This is a genomic window from Citrobacter sp. wls829, assembly GCF_005280825.1.
Classification (GTDB): Bacteria; Pseudomonadota; Gammaproteobacteria; order Enterobacterales; family Enterobacteriaceae; genus Citrobacter; species Citrobacter gillenii.
This window is the reverse complement of record NZ_SZWP01000106.1, coordinates 46,743-60,356: the sequence shown is the minus strand read 5'-3', so window position 1 is coordinate 60,356 and position 13,614 is coordinate 46,743. Positions and strand designations below refer to the sequence as shown.

Annotated in this window: 10 protein-coding genes; 6 read left to right on the top strand and 4 right to left on the bottom strand. The window is 53.7% G+C overall.

Annotated elements, in window-relative coordinates; translation table 11 throughout:
* The gene (gene exbB / locus FDW88_RS21685; protein ID WP_096755669.1) at positions 1-735 is read right to left on the bottom strand and encodes a tol-pal system-associated acyl-CoA thioesterase; all 735 of its coding nucleotides are present in this window, start codon (positions 733-735) and stop codon (positions 1-3) included.
* Positions 736-985: 250 nt separating this feature from the next.
* Here exbB and metC point away from each other — a divergent pair, with 250 nt between their 5' ends.
* Both metC and yghB read left to right on the top strand, forming a co-directional pair.
* Positions 986-2,173 (top strand): cystathionine beta-lyase, encoded by a 1,188-nt coding sequence (gene metC, locus FDW88_RS21680; protein WP_137363343.1) that lies wholly within the window; start codon positions 986-988, stop codon positions 2,171-2,173.
* 131 nt (positions 2,174-2,304) lie between these two features.
* Positions 2,305-2,964, top strand: a complete 660-nt coding sequence (yghB, locus tag FDW88_RS21675; protein ID WP_115257486.1) for a DedA family general envelope maintenance protein YghB — start codon at positions 2,305-2,307, stop codon at positions 2,962-2,964.
* A gap of 80 nt (positions 2,965-3,044) precedes the next feature.
* Here yghB and FDW88_RS21670 read toward each other — a convergent pair whose 3' ends face one another.
* The gene (locus FDW88_RS21670; protein ID WP_135953045.1) at positions 3,045-3,944 is read right to left on the bottom strand and encodes an AraC family transcriptional regulator; all 900 of its coding nucleotides are present in this window, start codon (positions 3,942-3,944) and stop codon (positions 3,045-3,047) included.
* A 194-nt stretch (positions 3,945-4,138) separates the two neighbouring features.
* Here FDW88_RS21670 and yqhD point away from each other — a divergent pair, with 194 nt between their 5' ends.
* The 3 genes from yqhD to FDW88_RS21655 all read left to right on the top strand — a co-directional run bounded on the left by yqhD (position 4,139) and on the right by FDW88_RS21655 (position 7,995).
* Complete coding sequence (gene yqhD, locus FDW88_RS21665) at positions 4,139-5,302, top strand: alcohol dehydrogenase (protein WP_115257484.1); 1,164 nt, start codon at positions 4,139-4,141, stop codon at positions 5,300-5,302.
* Between the two features lie 222 nt (positions 5,303-5,524).
* Positions 5,525-6,352, top strand: a complete 828-nt coding sequence (gene dkgA, locus FDW88_RS21660) for a 2,5-didehydrogluconate reductase DkgA (protein WP_135911403.1) — start codon at positions 5,525-5,527, stop codon at positions 6,350-6,352.
* Positions 6,353-6,534: 182 nt separating this feature from the next.
* Complete coding sequence (locus FDW88_RS21655; RefSeq protein WP_170974191.1) at positions 6,535-7,995, top strand: DASS family sodium-coupled anion symporter; 1,461 nt, start codon at positions 6,535-6,537, stop codon at positions 7,993-7,995.
* An 86-nt stretch (positions 7,996-8,081) separates the two neighbouring features.
* Here FDW88_RS21655 and FDW88_RS21650 read toward each other — a convergent pair whose 3' ends face one another.
* Positions 8,082-10,253 carry a YgiQ family radical SAM protein gene (locus FDW88_RS21650; RefSeq protein ID WP_096755663.1) on the bottom strand — a complete coding sequence of 724 codons (2,172 nt, stop codon included), beginning with the start codon at positions 10,251-10,253 and terminating at the stop codon, positions 8,082-8,084.
* A gap of 395 nt (positions 10,254-10,648) precedes the next feature.
* On the opposite strand from FDW88_RS21650, the gene FDW88_RS21645 reads away from it, so the two are divergent.
* Positions 10,649-12,124 (top strand): TrkH family potassium uptake protein, encoded by a 1,476-nt coding sequence (locus tag FDW88_RS21645; protein ID WP_137363348.1) that lies wholly within the window; start codon positions 10,649-10,651, stop codon positions 12,122-12,124.
* A 16-nt stretch (positions 12,125-12,140) separates the two neighbouring features.
* Here FDW88_RS21645 and ftsP read toward each other — a convergent pair whose 3' ends face one another.
* Positions 12,141-13,553 carry a cell division protein FtsP gene (ftsP, locus tag FDW88_RS21640; protein WP_115257481.1) on the bottom strand — a complete coding sequence of 471 codons (1,413 nt, stop codon included), beginning with the start codon at positions 13,551-13,553 and terminating at the stop codon, positions 12,141-12,143.
* Positions 13,554-13,614: the final 61 nt, after the last annotated feature.

The window sequence follows — 13,614 nt, the reverse complement described above, 5'->3', positions numbered from 1 at the left end:
TTATCCTACACGTAATTTCTGCGCAGCGCGTACCGGATGCGCCGCAGCGCTTGCACTCAGGTCCAGATCGCGACTTTGCAATAACAGCACCTGTGCCGCAACATCACCCAGCATGGCTTTGTAGCTGCCAATCTGACGGGCGAAGATGTTGTAGATAACAACAGCAGGTATAGCGGCAACCAAACCAATCGCGGTGGCTAACAGCGCTTCTGCAATCCCCGGCGCAACCACGGCCAGGTTCGTCGTTTGCGTTTGTGCAATACCGATGAAGCTATTCATGATGCCCCATACTGTACCGAACAGACCCACAAAGGGAGAGATAGCCCCAATGGTCGCCAGGTATCCATTACCCCGCCCCATATGACGCCCTACAGCTGCAACGCGACGTTCCAGGCGGAACCCGGTACGCTCTTTAATCCCTTCGTTGTCATCGCTGCCTTCTGACAGTTCCAGCTCGTTCTGCGCTTCGTTAATTAACATTGCGCCCAGGCTTTTGGCATCGAATCCAGCGGCAATCTCACTTGCCTGGTCTAAAGAGCGGGCATCTGCCAGCAGTTGCTGTTCGCGCTTAAGACGACGCTTCTGCGTAAAGAACTCAAGGCTCTTACTGAAGAAGATAGCCCAGGTGACCACGGACGCCAAAATTAGCCCAATCATCACGCACTTAACCACGATATCGGCGTGCTGATACATACCCCAGACGGAAAGGTCCGTCTGCATCAAATTATTACCCACTCTGTATCTCCAGGACGCAAATCACAAAATCTGAGCGTAATGATATCAAAAAGACGTCGAATTGATAGTCGTTCTCATTACTATTTACATAGTGCCGCACCTTTGGTTTCTTTTCCTTGCGCTTACGCAGTAAAAAAGTCAGCAGACACATTTTGGGACTATTTTCTACTTTATGGCCCTTCTGCAGGATGCGTCGCCGAAGATCCATGCTAGTTTAGACATCCAGACGTATAAAAACAGGTAACCCAACATGGCAGACAAGCATCTTGAGACCAAACTCGTTCAGGCAGGACGCAGTAAAAAGTACACGCAGGGTTCCGTCAACAGCGTGATCCAACGCGCCTCTTCACTGGTATTCGAATCCGTTGAGGCTAAAAAACAGGCCACCCACAACCGCGCTAACGGCGCACTTTTTTACGGACGCCGCGGCACGCTGACACATTTCTCCCTGCAGGAAGCCATGTGTGAGCTGGAAGGCGGCGCGGGTTGCGCCCTGTTTCCCTGCGGCGCCGCAGCCGTTGCCAACACGATTTTGGCCTTTGTTGAACACGGCGACCACGTGCTAATGACCAACACGGCCTATGAGCCGAGCCAGGATTTTTGCACGAAAATCCTCGGCAAGCTCGGCGTAACCACCGGCTGGTTCGATCCGTTAGTCGGTGCCGATATTGTGAAGCACATTCAGCCGAACACCAAAGTGGTATTTCTGGAATCTCCCGGCTCCGTCACTATGGAAGTGCATGATGTTCCGGCGATTGTCGCTGCCGTCAGAAGCGTAGCGCCGGACGCCATCATTATGATCGATAACACCTGGGCTGCCGGGGTGCTGTTCAACGCGCTGGATTTTGGAATCGACATCTCAATTCAGGCGGGCACCAAATACCTGATTGGCCATTCCGATGCAATGGTCGGTACGGCGGTATCAAATGCCCGCTGCTGGGACCAACTGCGCGAAAACGCCTATTTAATGGGGCAAATGCTGGATGCCGATACCGCCTATATGACCAGCCGCGGACTGCGGACTCTGGGCGTTCGTCTGCGCCAGCATCACGAAAGCAGCCTGAAGGTTGCCGAATGGCTGGCCGATCGTCCGCAGGTCGCCCGCGTCAACCACCCCGCGCTTCCCGGCAGCAAAGGGCACGAATTCTGGAAACGTGATTTTACCGGCAGCAGCGGTCTGTTCTCGTTTGTGTTGAATAAGAAGCTGAACAATGACGAGCTATCAGCGTATTTGGATCACTTTACGCTGTTCAGCATGGCCTACTCCTGGGGCGGGTTTGAATCACTGATTCTGGCCAATCAACCCGAACACATTGCCGCCATCCGTCCTGAAGGCAACGTGGACTTCAGCGGAACGCTCATCCGTTTACACATCGGTTTAGAAAATGTTGACGATCTGATTGCGGATTTAGCCGCCGGATTCGCCCGAATCGAGTAACATTGCCGCAGTTGGACATATATGCAGACACTTCTGGTGGAAAAGTCTGCAATTGTTGCGTCCGGGATCAAGGCATCCCGGACAATTCAGGAGTACAATCCACTCATAAATGCTGTTCCACAGGAAAGTCCATGGTAGTCATTCAAGATATTATCTCCGCGCTCTGGCAACACGATTTTGCCGCGCTGGCAGATCCGCACGTTGTGAGTGTGGTGTACTTCGTCATGTTTGCCACGTTGTTTTTAGAAAATGGTCTGCTGCCTGCTTCCTTTTTACCCGGAGACAGCCTGCTGTTACTGGCCGGAGCGCTGATCGCGCAGGACGTGATGAGCTTTCTCCCGACAATTGCTATTCTGACTGCCGCAGCCAGTCTGGGCTGTTGGCTGAGCTATATTCAAGGGCGCTGGTTGGGCAATACGCGGACGGTGAAAAGCTGGCTGGCGCAATTACCTGAAAAATATCATCAGCGTGCCACCTGTATGTTTGACCAACACGGTCTGATGGCGCTGCTCGCGGGACGTTTCCTGGCATTTGTTCGCACCCTGCTGCCAACAATGGCGGGGATTTCAGGTCTGCCTAACCGCCGGTTTCAGTTCTTTAACTGGCTGAGCGGCCTGCTGTGGGTCACCGTGGTCACCAGCTTTGGCTATGCTCTCAGCATGATCCCATTCGTTAAACGCCATGAAGATCAGGTGATGACCTTTCTGATGATCCTACCCATCGCGCTGTTAACTGCTGGTCTGCTAGGTACCTTGTTCGTGGTGATTAAAAAAAAATGCTGTAGCGCCTGAGTCGTCATCGTTGGCCGGGTAAAATCACCCGGCATTTTCGCCTGATGCCGCTTTGCTAATCAGGCCAACGGTGAACATCATTAACTTCCCTGCATCGTCCGAATTCTTGCCGCATCCTCCCCCGGCGTTACGCCAAAGTACCGTTTAAACTCGCGGCTAAACTGCGACGCGCTCTCATAGCCAACCCGCATTGCTGCCGCGCTGGCCTTCATGCCGTCGTGAATGATCATCATCCGAGCCTTATGCAGGCGATAACTCTTCAGATACTGCAGCGGTGAAGTGCTGGTCACCGATTTAAAATTATGATGAAACGCCGACACGCTCATGTTGGCTTCTGCCGCCAGTTGCTCAACGTTGAGGTTCTCGGTGTACTTGTTTTCGATGCGCTTCAGCACGCGACTGATCAAACTGAAATGCGTCTGACGACTGACCAACGCAAGCAGCGCGCCACCGCGTGGACCGGTCAGCACATGGTACAAAATCTCACGGATGATCTGTTTTCCCAGAATTCGCGCGTCCAGCGGTCGCTCCATCACATCCAGCAAACGCTCGGCCGCGCAAAGAATCTCATCAGAAAGCGTGGCCGAGTTTATTCCGCTCGCCGCCATTGCAGGCTGGAACAGTTCATCTTCGCCAATGTCCATCAGGAGTTCCTGCAATTGCAGGATATCGACATTCAGCCGCAGACCGGCCAGTGGAATCTCCGGTGTCGCATACGTTTCACATTCAAAGGGTAAAGGTACGGTGAGCAGCAGGTATTCGTTGGCGTCATAACGAAATACACGCTCATTGATGTAACCAATTTTATGACCAGAGAAGAGAAATATAATGCCAGGTTCATACATCACAGGGGTGCGCAGCCCAGGCTCCATGCCATACAGTAAACGCACATCAGGCAGCAATTTATTGAGTTTATTTTCATTATTTTTCAGCTGCTTAATTTTTTCCGTCAGCAGAAGGCAGACATCATCACGGTTCATAGAGCGCCCTTTCGTCATCGAATTGTAACGTCCACAGTGTGCGTATTTTTATCCGTTTTCTCCAGTAGTCTGTAGAAATAGGCAAGACATTGGCAGAAATGAGCATTGAGAGGAATGCGTCTGACGACCACAATGTTCACCATCAGGCAGACACTCACCTGCCCTCTTTTTTTACCCACACAAGGTAACGAGCAATGAATAACTTTAACCTCCATACCCCAACCCGCATTTTGTTCGGTAAAGGCGCTATCGCTGAACTGCGCGATCAAATCCCTCAGGATGCTCGCGTGCTGATTACCTACGGCGGCGGCAGCGTGAAAAAAACCGGCGTACTGGCACAGGTTCAGGATGCCCTGAAAGGTCTGGATGTACTGGAGTTTGGCGGAATTGAGCCGAACCCGTCTTATGAAACGCTGATGAATGCGGTCAACATCGTGCGTGATGAGAAGGTGACATTCCTGCTGGCCGTCGGCGGCGGCTCTGTTCTCGATGGCACTAAATTCATCGCCGCAGCGGCCCATTACGCTGAAGGTGTCGATCCGTGGCGCATCCTGGAAACTCACGGCAACGACGTAAAAAGCGCCATCCCGATGGGCTCCGTTTTGACCCTGCCGGCAACCGGCTCTGAATCAAACTCCGGCGCGGTAATTTCCCGCAAAACCACCGGCGATAAGCTGGCCTTTATGACACCGTTTGTGCAGCCGGTCTTTGCCGTGCTGGATCCGGTTTACACCTACACTCTGCCGCCGCGTCAGGTCGCAAACGGCGTAGTGGACGCGTTTGTTCACACCGTAGAGCAATACGTAACATACCCGGTCAACGGCAAAATACAGGACCGCTTTGCCGAAGGTATTTTGCTCACATTGATAGAAGAGGGCCCGAAAGCGTTGCAGGAGCCAGAAAACTACGATGTCCGCGCCAACGTCATGTGGGCAGCGACCCAGGCGCTGAACGGCCTGATTGGCGCAGGTGTACCGCAGGATTGGGCTACCCATATGCTCGGTCACGAACTGACCGCGATGCACGGTCTCGATCACGCACAAACACTGGCCATCGTTCTGCCGGCACTGTGGAATGAAAAACGCGACACCAAGCGCGCCAAACTGCTGCAATACGCGGAGCGCGTCTGGAATATCACCGAAGGGAGTGATGACCAGCGTATCGATGCCGCCATTGCCGCGACGCGTCAATTCTTCGAGCAGATGGGCGTCCCAACCCGCATGTCCGACTACGGTCTGGATGGCAGTTCCATCCCGGCGTTGCTGGAAAAACTGGCAGCGCACGGTGGGACGAAACTGGGCGAACATCAGGACATTACGCTGGACGTCAGCCGCCGCATTTACGAAGCGGCACGCTAGGTTTTTTGACCTCTGACTTTCGTTTTTGGGTATTTATACCAGGCTTAAGTCACACACACCTCACCGGGGCTGCTCCGGTGAACTCAATTTACACCCAATCATTCATGATGCATCGAGGCGGCAATTGAGTGAATCCCCGGGAGCGTACATAAGTACGTGACCGGGGTAAACGCAAGCAGCCAACAAAGAGGCAGCCTGAAGGATTCAGTGTAGGGGGGAATTATGACCAGTCCGACCATTATCAAGCTACAGGATGGTAACGTCATGCCTCAACTGGGCCTGGGGGTCTGGAAGGCAAGTAATGAGGAAGTCATCTCCGCGATCCATAAAGCGCTGGAAGTCGGTTATCGCTCTATTGATACCGCTGCCGCGTATAAAAATGAAGACGGTGTCGGTAAAGCATTACGCGACAGCGGCGTGCCCCGGGAGGAGTTATTCATCACCACTAAACTGTGGAATGACGACCAGAAACGTCCCCGAGAAGCGTTGCTCGAAAGCATGGAGAAACTCCAGCTCGATTACCTCGATCTTTACCTCATGCACTGGCCCGTCCCGGCAATCGACCATTACGTTGAAGCATGGGAAAACATGATCGACCTGCAAAAACAGGGACTCATTAAAAGCATTGGCGTGTGCAACTTCCAGATCAACCATCTCCAGCGCCTGATGGATGAAACGGGCGTTGCGCCAGTGATTAACCAAATCGAGCTGCACCCGCTTTTACAGCAGCGGCAGCTTCATGCCTGGAACGCCACGCATAAAATCCAGACTGAATCCTGGAGCCCGCTGGCACAAGGCGGCAAAGATGTGTTCGATCAAAAGATAGTTCGCGATCTCGCCGAAAAATACGGTAAATCACCGGCACAAATTGTCATTCGCTGGCATCTGGATAGCGGCCTGGTGGTGATCCCTAAATCAGTCACTCCTGCGCGTATCGCGGAGAACTTTGATGTCTGGGACTTCCGCCTGGACAAAGATGAACTAGGCGAAATGGCCAAACTCGACCAGGGCAAACGTCTGGGGCCGGACCCGGACCAGTTCGGCGGCTAATCCCTTCTCTCCAGCCCGGCATCCCAGTCGGGCTCTTCCTGCATGGAAATATCAAGAAACAATTCACTTACATTTATTGATGTATTTATTTCAGTCGCTGGAGCAGCATTGCGCCACATAACCTACTAATTATTCACTAAATATATTCATACGATGAATATATTCACAATGTATATAGGTGCATGACCGTGGCTGAAAAAAAACCGCAGGGAGTTAAATGGCTCCAATTAATTCTAATAATTTTGATTTCAGCCGGGCTCTGGCAACTTACCCCACCAACGGGGTTAAGCGCTTCCGCCTGGCATTCGGCAATTATTTTCGTGGCCACTATCGCCTCTATCGTGGCAAAAGTTCTGCCCATTGGCGCAGTCGGTATTATTGGCATAACCGTCTTTGCCCTCGCCTATGCCGCCGGGGATAAAACCGCCAGCGGTGCGATTACCACCGCTCTGAGCGAACTGAACAGTTCACTCATCTGGCTGATCGTCGTTGCCTTTATGATTGCCCGCGGGTTTATCAAAACCGGCCTTGGTCGACGTATCGCCCTGCAGATGATCCGCCTGCTCGGCAAGCGCACGCTCGGACTTGCCTACGGCCTGGCGTTTGCCGATCTGATCCTCTCTCCGGCGATGCCCAGCAATACGGCACGCTGCGGCGGCGTCATCTATCCGATTGCCGACTCACTGGCGCGCAGTTTTCATTCCAATCCGGAAGATGAATCGCGCAGCAAAATCGGCACCTTCCTCATTACCTGCATTGGCAACGTCAACGACGTCACCGCCGCACTGTTTATGACCGGCTATACCGGCAACCTACTGGCAGTAAAACTGGCGGCCAACGCCGGGGTCACGCTAACCTGGGGAAGCTGGTTTATGGCGGCGCTGCTGCCTTGCATGGTGTCTTTGCTGTTGGTTCCGCTGCTGGTGTACTGGCTGGTGCGTCCGGAAATTAAACACACGCCGGATGCCCCGAACCTGGCCCGTCAGGAACTGGCGGAAATGGGCAGCATGTCACGCGGTGAGTGGTTGATGCTGGGTACCGTTGGCGTCCTGCTGGTGCTGTGGATTTTTGGCGATACGCTAGGCGTCGATGCCACCACCGCGTCGTTCGTTGGACTCTCAATTTTACTGCTCAGCGGTGTGCTGAGCTGGGAAGACGTCAAAAGCGAAAAAGGTGCATGGGACACGCTGATTTGGTTTGCCGCACTGCTGATGATGGCAAACCAATTGAAGAAGCTCGGTTTCACCACCTGGTTTGGTAATCTGATTGGCGATAGCCTCAGCAGTACCATGCATGGCACCAGTTGGGTGGTCGTCCTGCTGCTGCTTAACGCCGCCTACTTCTACACCCACTACTTTTTTGCGAGCGGAAATGCGCAGATCGCCGCATTGTACGCGGTATTCCTTGGCGTCGGCCTGCATCTGAATATCCCGGCAGCCCCGACCGCGTTGATGCTGGCTTTCACCAGCAGCCTGTACTGCTCTCTCACCCAGTACACACATGCGCGTGGTCCGATCCTGTTTGGTGCGGGGTATGTGCCGACGGGCGTCTGGTGGCGAACAGGGTTTATCGTCAGCCTGTTTAACCAGGCAGTCTTTATTACCGTAGGTCTGATGTGGTGGAAGGTGTTGGGGCTGTACTAAAACAGATTTGCCGGATGGCGGTGCAAGCACCTCATCCGGCTTTCAAAGCAGTGGCCCAGTAAGCAGAGCGCTACCGGGCTTCAGGATTAACGCCCTGCTACTTTGCCACGTTTTTTATTCGCGGCGGGCGTCTGGCGCTGGTGTGCAACAGGTGTGTGCTTGGTCAGTGCCGGGCGAGTATGACGATTCTGGCGACGCGCTTCACGCATTTCTTCCAGCGTAGGCGACGGAACCAGACATTCACGACGACCGCCAATCAGGTGCTTTTTACCCATATCTTCCAGCGCCTGACGGATTAACGGCCAGTTAGCCGGATCGTGGTAACGCAGCAGCGCTTTATGTAAACGACGCTGCTTATCGCCTTTCGGCACCACTACATCTTCACTCTTATAGCCAATTTTACCCAGCGGGTTTTTCCCGGTGTAATACATGGTTGTCGAGTTCGCCAGCGGTGATGGGTAGAAGTTCTGTACCTGATCAAGGCGGAAACGACGCTGCTTCAACCACAACGCCAGATTCACCATATCTTCGTCACGCGTACCCGGGTGCGCAGAGATAAAGTAAGGGATCAGATACTGCTCTTTACCGGCCTGCTTCGAGTAGGTGTCGAACAGCTCTTTAAAGCGGTCGTAGCTACCCATGCCCGGCTTCATCATCTTCGACAGCGGACCTTCTTCGGTATGTTCCGGTGCAATCTTCAGATAGCCACCAACGTGGTGGGTCGCCAGCTCTTTGATGTAGCGCGGATCTTCCACGGCGATGTCGTAGCGCACGCCGGACGCAATCAAAATCTTTTTGATGCCTTTCAAATCACGCGCGCGACGATAGAGGTTAATCGTCGGTTCGTGGTTGGTGTCCATATGCGGGCAGATGTCCGGATAAACGCACGACAGACGACGGCAGGTCTGTTCCGCACGTGGCGACTTACAGCGCAGCATGTACATGTTGGCCGTTGGGCCACCCAGATCGGAAATCACGCCGGTGAAGCCCGGTACGGTATCGCGAATCGCCTCGATCTCGTTGATGATCGAATCTTCAGAACGGCTCTGGATGATGCGTCCTTCATGCTCGGTGATCGAACAGAAAGAACAGCCGCCAAAGCAGCCGCGCATAATGTTGATGGAAAAACGGATCATCTCGTAGGCCGGAATACGGCTGTTGCCATATGCCGGGTGCGGGACACGTTTATACGGCAGTGCGAATACGCTATCCATCTCTTCGGTCGACAGCGGGATCGCCGGAGGGTTAACCCAAATGTAGCGGTCGCCGTGTTTTTGCATCAGGGCGCGCGCGCAGCCAGGGTTGGTTTCGTGGTGCAGAATACGTGAGGCGTGAGCGTACAACACTTTGTCGCCTTTCACCTTCTCATAAGACGGCAGCAGCACGTAGGTTTTTTCCCACGGCTTCGGACGCGCAGGCTGAACGGTCACCGCTTTGGCTTCCTGCTTTTTAGGCGCTACTGGCTTGTTATCTGCACACGGTAAATCTTCACCGTACGGATGCGGGATAGGGTCAATTTTCCCCGGCATATCCAGACGCGTGGAATCCACACCGCTCCAGCCGGGCAGCGCTTCTTTAACCATAATCGCGGTGTTACGCACGTCGCGGATTTGGTCGATGGTTTCACCCATCGCCAGGCGGTGCGCAACCTCAACCAGCGGACGTTCACCGTTGCCGAACATCAGCATATCCGCTTTGGAATCCACCAGCACCGAGCGGCGCACGGTATCAGACCAGTAATCGTAATGCGCGGTACGACGCAGGCTGGCTTCAATACCACCAAGGATCACCGGCACGTCTTTCCATGCTTCACGACAACGTTGGGTATAAACCAGTGTGGCGCGGTCCGGGCGCTTACCGGCGACGTTGTCCGGCGTATAGGCATCATCATGGCGCAGGCGACGATCGGCAGTATAGCGGTTGATCATCGAGTCCATGTTACCGGCGGTTACGCCGAAGAACAGATTCGGTTTACCCAGACGCATAAAGTCGTCTTTACTGTTCCAGTCCGGCTGGGCGATAATCCCGACGCGAAAACCCTGGGCTTCCAGCATACGGCCACAAATGGCCATACCGAAACTCGGGTGATCAACATAGGCATCACCGGTAACCAGAATAATGTCGCAGCTATCCCAGCCAAGTTGGTCCATCTCTTCTCGCGACATTGGCAGAAACGGCGCGGGGCCAAAACAGGCGGCCCAGTACTGCGGCCAGGAGAAAAGGTCTCTGTCCGGTTGGATCAGGGATATTGCGCTCATAATGCTTCCAAAAATGGTAAAAAAATAATCAAAGGCCGGGGATTATACGCTGTATGTCCGCCAGAAATGAAGCGGAGTCTGAGCCAGACGAGTAGAAAGTTAAATAAATTGTTAAATTTTACTACGCCTACTTTTATCTATACCCAAAATAATTCGAGTTGCATGAAGGCGGCAAGTGAGTGACAAATTCGTCAGGAAAGAATTTGAACAGCCAAAGGCTGGCCTCCGGTGAGGGACATGGATGTCCCTCATTAATCTCCAGGAGCATAGATAACTATGTGACTGGGGTGAACGAACATAGCTAACGCACATGCAACTTGAAGTATGACGGGTATATCATAATTGACATCATGTCTTGCCAGCCGGACCAGGTCTTTTTGGCGGGGGATTTTCCATTGCATCGCAACGAATCACTTAATATTTCCCAGCTGCGGGTTGTTCTTCACCTGTGCGGATTTCTGGTTCTCCTGTACAGCTTCTCTATGCTGCCGCCGATGGCCATCGCCTTGCTGAACAAAGAACGGAGTTATTTTGCTTTTTTGAGCACCTTTGCCGTTTTTTTTACCCTCGGCGGCGGTGCCTGGCTGGCGACAAAACGTGCGGGCATTCAGCTACGAACCCGCGATGGGTTCGTCATTATCGTTCTTTTTTGGCTACTTTTTTCATTCATCAGCGCCATGCCGATGTGGATGGAAGACGGGTTAAATCTCTCCTTTGCCGACGCCCTGTTTGAAGGCGTCTCCGGTATTACCACCACCGGGGCGACGGTCATTGACGATGTCGGCGCGATGCCCAGATCTTATCTGTATTATCGGGCGCAGCTTAATTTCATCGGCGGTCTTGGCGTTATCGTCCTCGCCGTTGCCGTCCTGCCGCTGCTGGGGATCGGCGGCATGAAGCTGTATCAGTCTGAAATGCCTGGGCCGTTTAAAGAAGAACGCCTGACCCCACGACTTGCCGATACCGCACGCACGTTGTGGCTAACCTATGTCACCCTGGGGTTTGTTTGTACGCTGGCCTACTGGATTGCCGGCATGTCGTTTTTCGATGCGTTATGCCATGGGCTTTCGACAGTCTCCCTCGGTGGGTTCTCTACCCGAAGCGAAAGTATCGGTTTTTATAACAGCCACGCCATTGAGCTTGTCGCCGGGCTGTTTTCGCTGCTTTCTGCCTTTAACTTCACCCTCTGGTACGTCGCCATCGTCAAACGGACCTTCAAGCCCTTTCGCCGTAATGCCGAACTGCAGCTGTTTCTGATCATTGCGCTGGTGATCACCCTGATAGCCACCTGGCAGGTCTGGCGGGCAGGTATGTACAATTTAACGGACAGTCTGGTGCATGCTTTTTTTCTGGCAAGCTCAATGCTCACAGACAACGGCCTGTCGACGGCGGATTACGCCCAGTGGCCTTCACATACTATCTTCATGCTTCTCATCGCCAGTTTCTTCGGGGGGTGTATCGGTTCGACCTGCGGGGGTATTAAAGCGCTGCGTTTTTTAATTATGTTCAAGCAGTGCCGACAGGAATTACACCAACTGGCCCATCCTCGTGCATTACTGAATATCAAAGTGGGTAATAGCGTGGTTAACGAGCGCGTGATCCGCTCAGTGTGGAGCTTCTTTTTTCTCTATGCTTTGTTTACCAGTTTTTTCGTCTGGGCGCTTAATCTGATGGGCTACGATCTCTTTTCCTCGTTCGCCACCGCCGCGGCCTGTATCAATAATATGGGGCTGGGATTTGGCGTCACGGCGGTCACGTTTGGTACTTTAAACGAAGAGGCAAAGCTGTTGATGTGCGCGGCCATGATCATGGGGCGTCTGGAAATCTACCCCATTTTGATCCTTTTCTCGCGCATGTTCTGGCGGGCGTAATAGCCTGCCCGGCACATTATGGCGCCGGGTTCACCAACATCTGTCCGATCGAGCCACGATCGGCCATTTCCAGCGTCTGGCTGTTAAAGTAGAACGGGAAATGCGCCCAGGAAGGCTGTCCGTAATACACCAGCAGCTCAACCTGACCATCCACCCAAACGGTATCTTTCCAGCCCCGGTCTTCCGGGAACGGCATCGCGCCGTTCACATTGCGGATCAGGAAAGAGACGCCTTCGATATGGAAAGACTGCGGCATATCCGCCCGCACCGTCCAGCGCTCCCAGGAGCCCTGCTGAGCGGTAATGTCCATGCGGTTTACATCCCACAACTGCCCATTAATGCCGGGATCGTCATCAAGGCTGATCTCACGACTGCGAATCGGTGAGCCGCTTAAAATTTCCGTAGGCAACAAACGCATCGGCAGGTTGTCGGTCACCAGCGGCAGCAGCCCGGTCGGGCGCAGGGTCAGTACCAGCGTGGAAATCAGAATACTGGAGGGCTCGAAGAAGCCGCGGATCCGGTCGACAATGCTGGCGGCCTCACCACAGGTGATCGACACTTCATCGCCGTTGGTCATGTCCACCAAAATCTCACGACGTTCACCCGGGGCCAGCGAGAGTTGCTTCACCGAAACCGGCGCGGGTAAAAAGCCCTGATCGCCGGAAATCACATGCAGCGCACGACCGTCACTCATTTGCAGCTGGTAACGACGCGAGTTCGACGCATTGAGTAAACGCAAACGCACCCAGCCGCGAGACACTTCTACATACGGGCTTTGTGCCCCGTTAACCAATAGCGTATCACCAACAAACCCGCCGCTGCCTGGCTCACTGTATTCAGGCGTGCCGAAGTTATCCAGCCGCTTGTCCTGAATAATGACCGGAAAATCATCCACGCCATAATGGTTGGGAATCGGCAGCGACTTACTGACTTCATCTTCAATCAGCCACATACCAGCCAGACCGTTATAGACCTGCTGCGCGGTACGGTTCGGCGTATTGGCGTGATACCACAACGTGGCGGCGTCCTGGCGAATGGGCAATACCGGCGCCCAGTCCGCATTCGGTGACATCATGCGTGCCGGCCCGCCCATCAGTGGGCCAGGAACCTGCAGCCCGGCGACGGTCATTGAAACATTCTCGGTAAGACGGTTGCTGTAAATAAGCTTGACGTCATCCCCTTTCCAGACGCGGATGGTCGGCCCCAGGTAACGCCCGTTAATCCCCCAGACCGGCGCGCGGGTGCCTTGCGTAAAGGACCAGTGAGCGCGTTGCAGGGTCATAAATAGCGGCTGTCCACGGCGAGACTCCAGCAGCGGTGGAACAGGTAACGGTTGTTGCTGACCGGCAGCATTAGCCTTCAGCGGAATAGCACCTGCACACAGTGCGATCCCCGATGTCTGAATGAACTGACGCCGACTGAGTGACATATAAGCTCCATGTAAAACTGGCGATTAACACGCAGGAAAGTATTTCCTGTAACAAACTCGG

Bases quoted from the DNA above. Each gene is read 5' to 3' on its own strand.
- FDW88_RS21670 (WP_135953045.1), bottom strand. From the start codon at position 3,944: ATGAACCGTGATGATGTCTGCCTTCTGCTGACGGAAAAAATTAAGCAG.
- yqhD (WP_115257484.1), top strand. From the start codon at position 4,139: ATGAATAACTTTAACCTCCATACCCCAACCCGCATTTTGTTCGGTAAA.
- dkgA (WP_135911403.1), top strand. From the start codon at position 5,525: ATGACCAGTCCGACCATTATCAAGCTACAGGATGGTAACGTCATGCCT.
- FDW88_RS21650 (WP_096755663.1), bottom strand. From the start codon at position 10,253: ATGAGCGCAATATCCCTGATCCAACCGGACAGAGACCTTTTCTCCTGG.
- metC (WP_137363343.1), top strand. From the start codon at position 986: ATGGCAGACAAGCATCTTGAGACCAAACTCGTTCAGGCAGGACGCAGT.
- ftsP (WP_115257481.1), bottom strand. From the start codon at position 13,553: ATGTCACTCAGTCGGCGTCAGTTCATTCAGACATCGGGGATCGCACTG.
- yghB (WP_115257486.1), top strand. From the start codon at position 2,305: ATGGTAGTCATTCAAGATATTATCTCCGCGCTCTGGCAACACGATTTT.
- FDW88_RS21655 (WP_170974191.1), top strand. From the start codon at position 6,535: ATGACCGTGGCTGAAAAAAAACCGCAGGGAGTTAAATGGCTCCAATTA.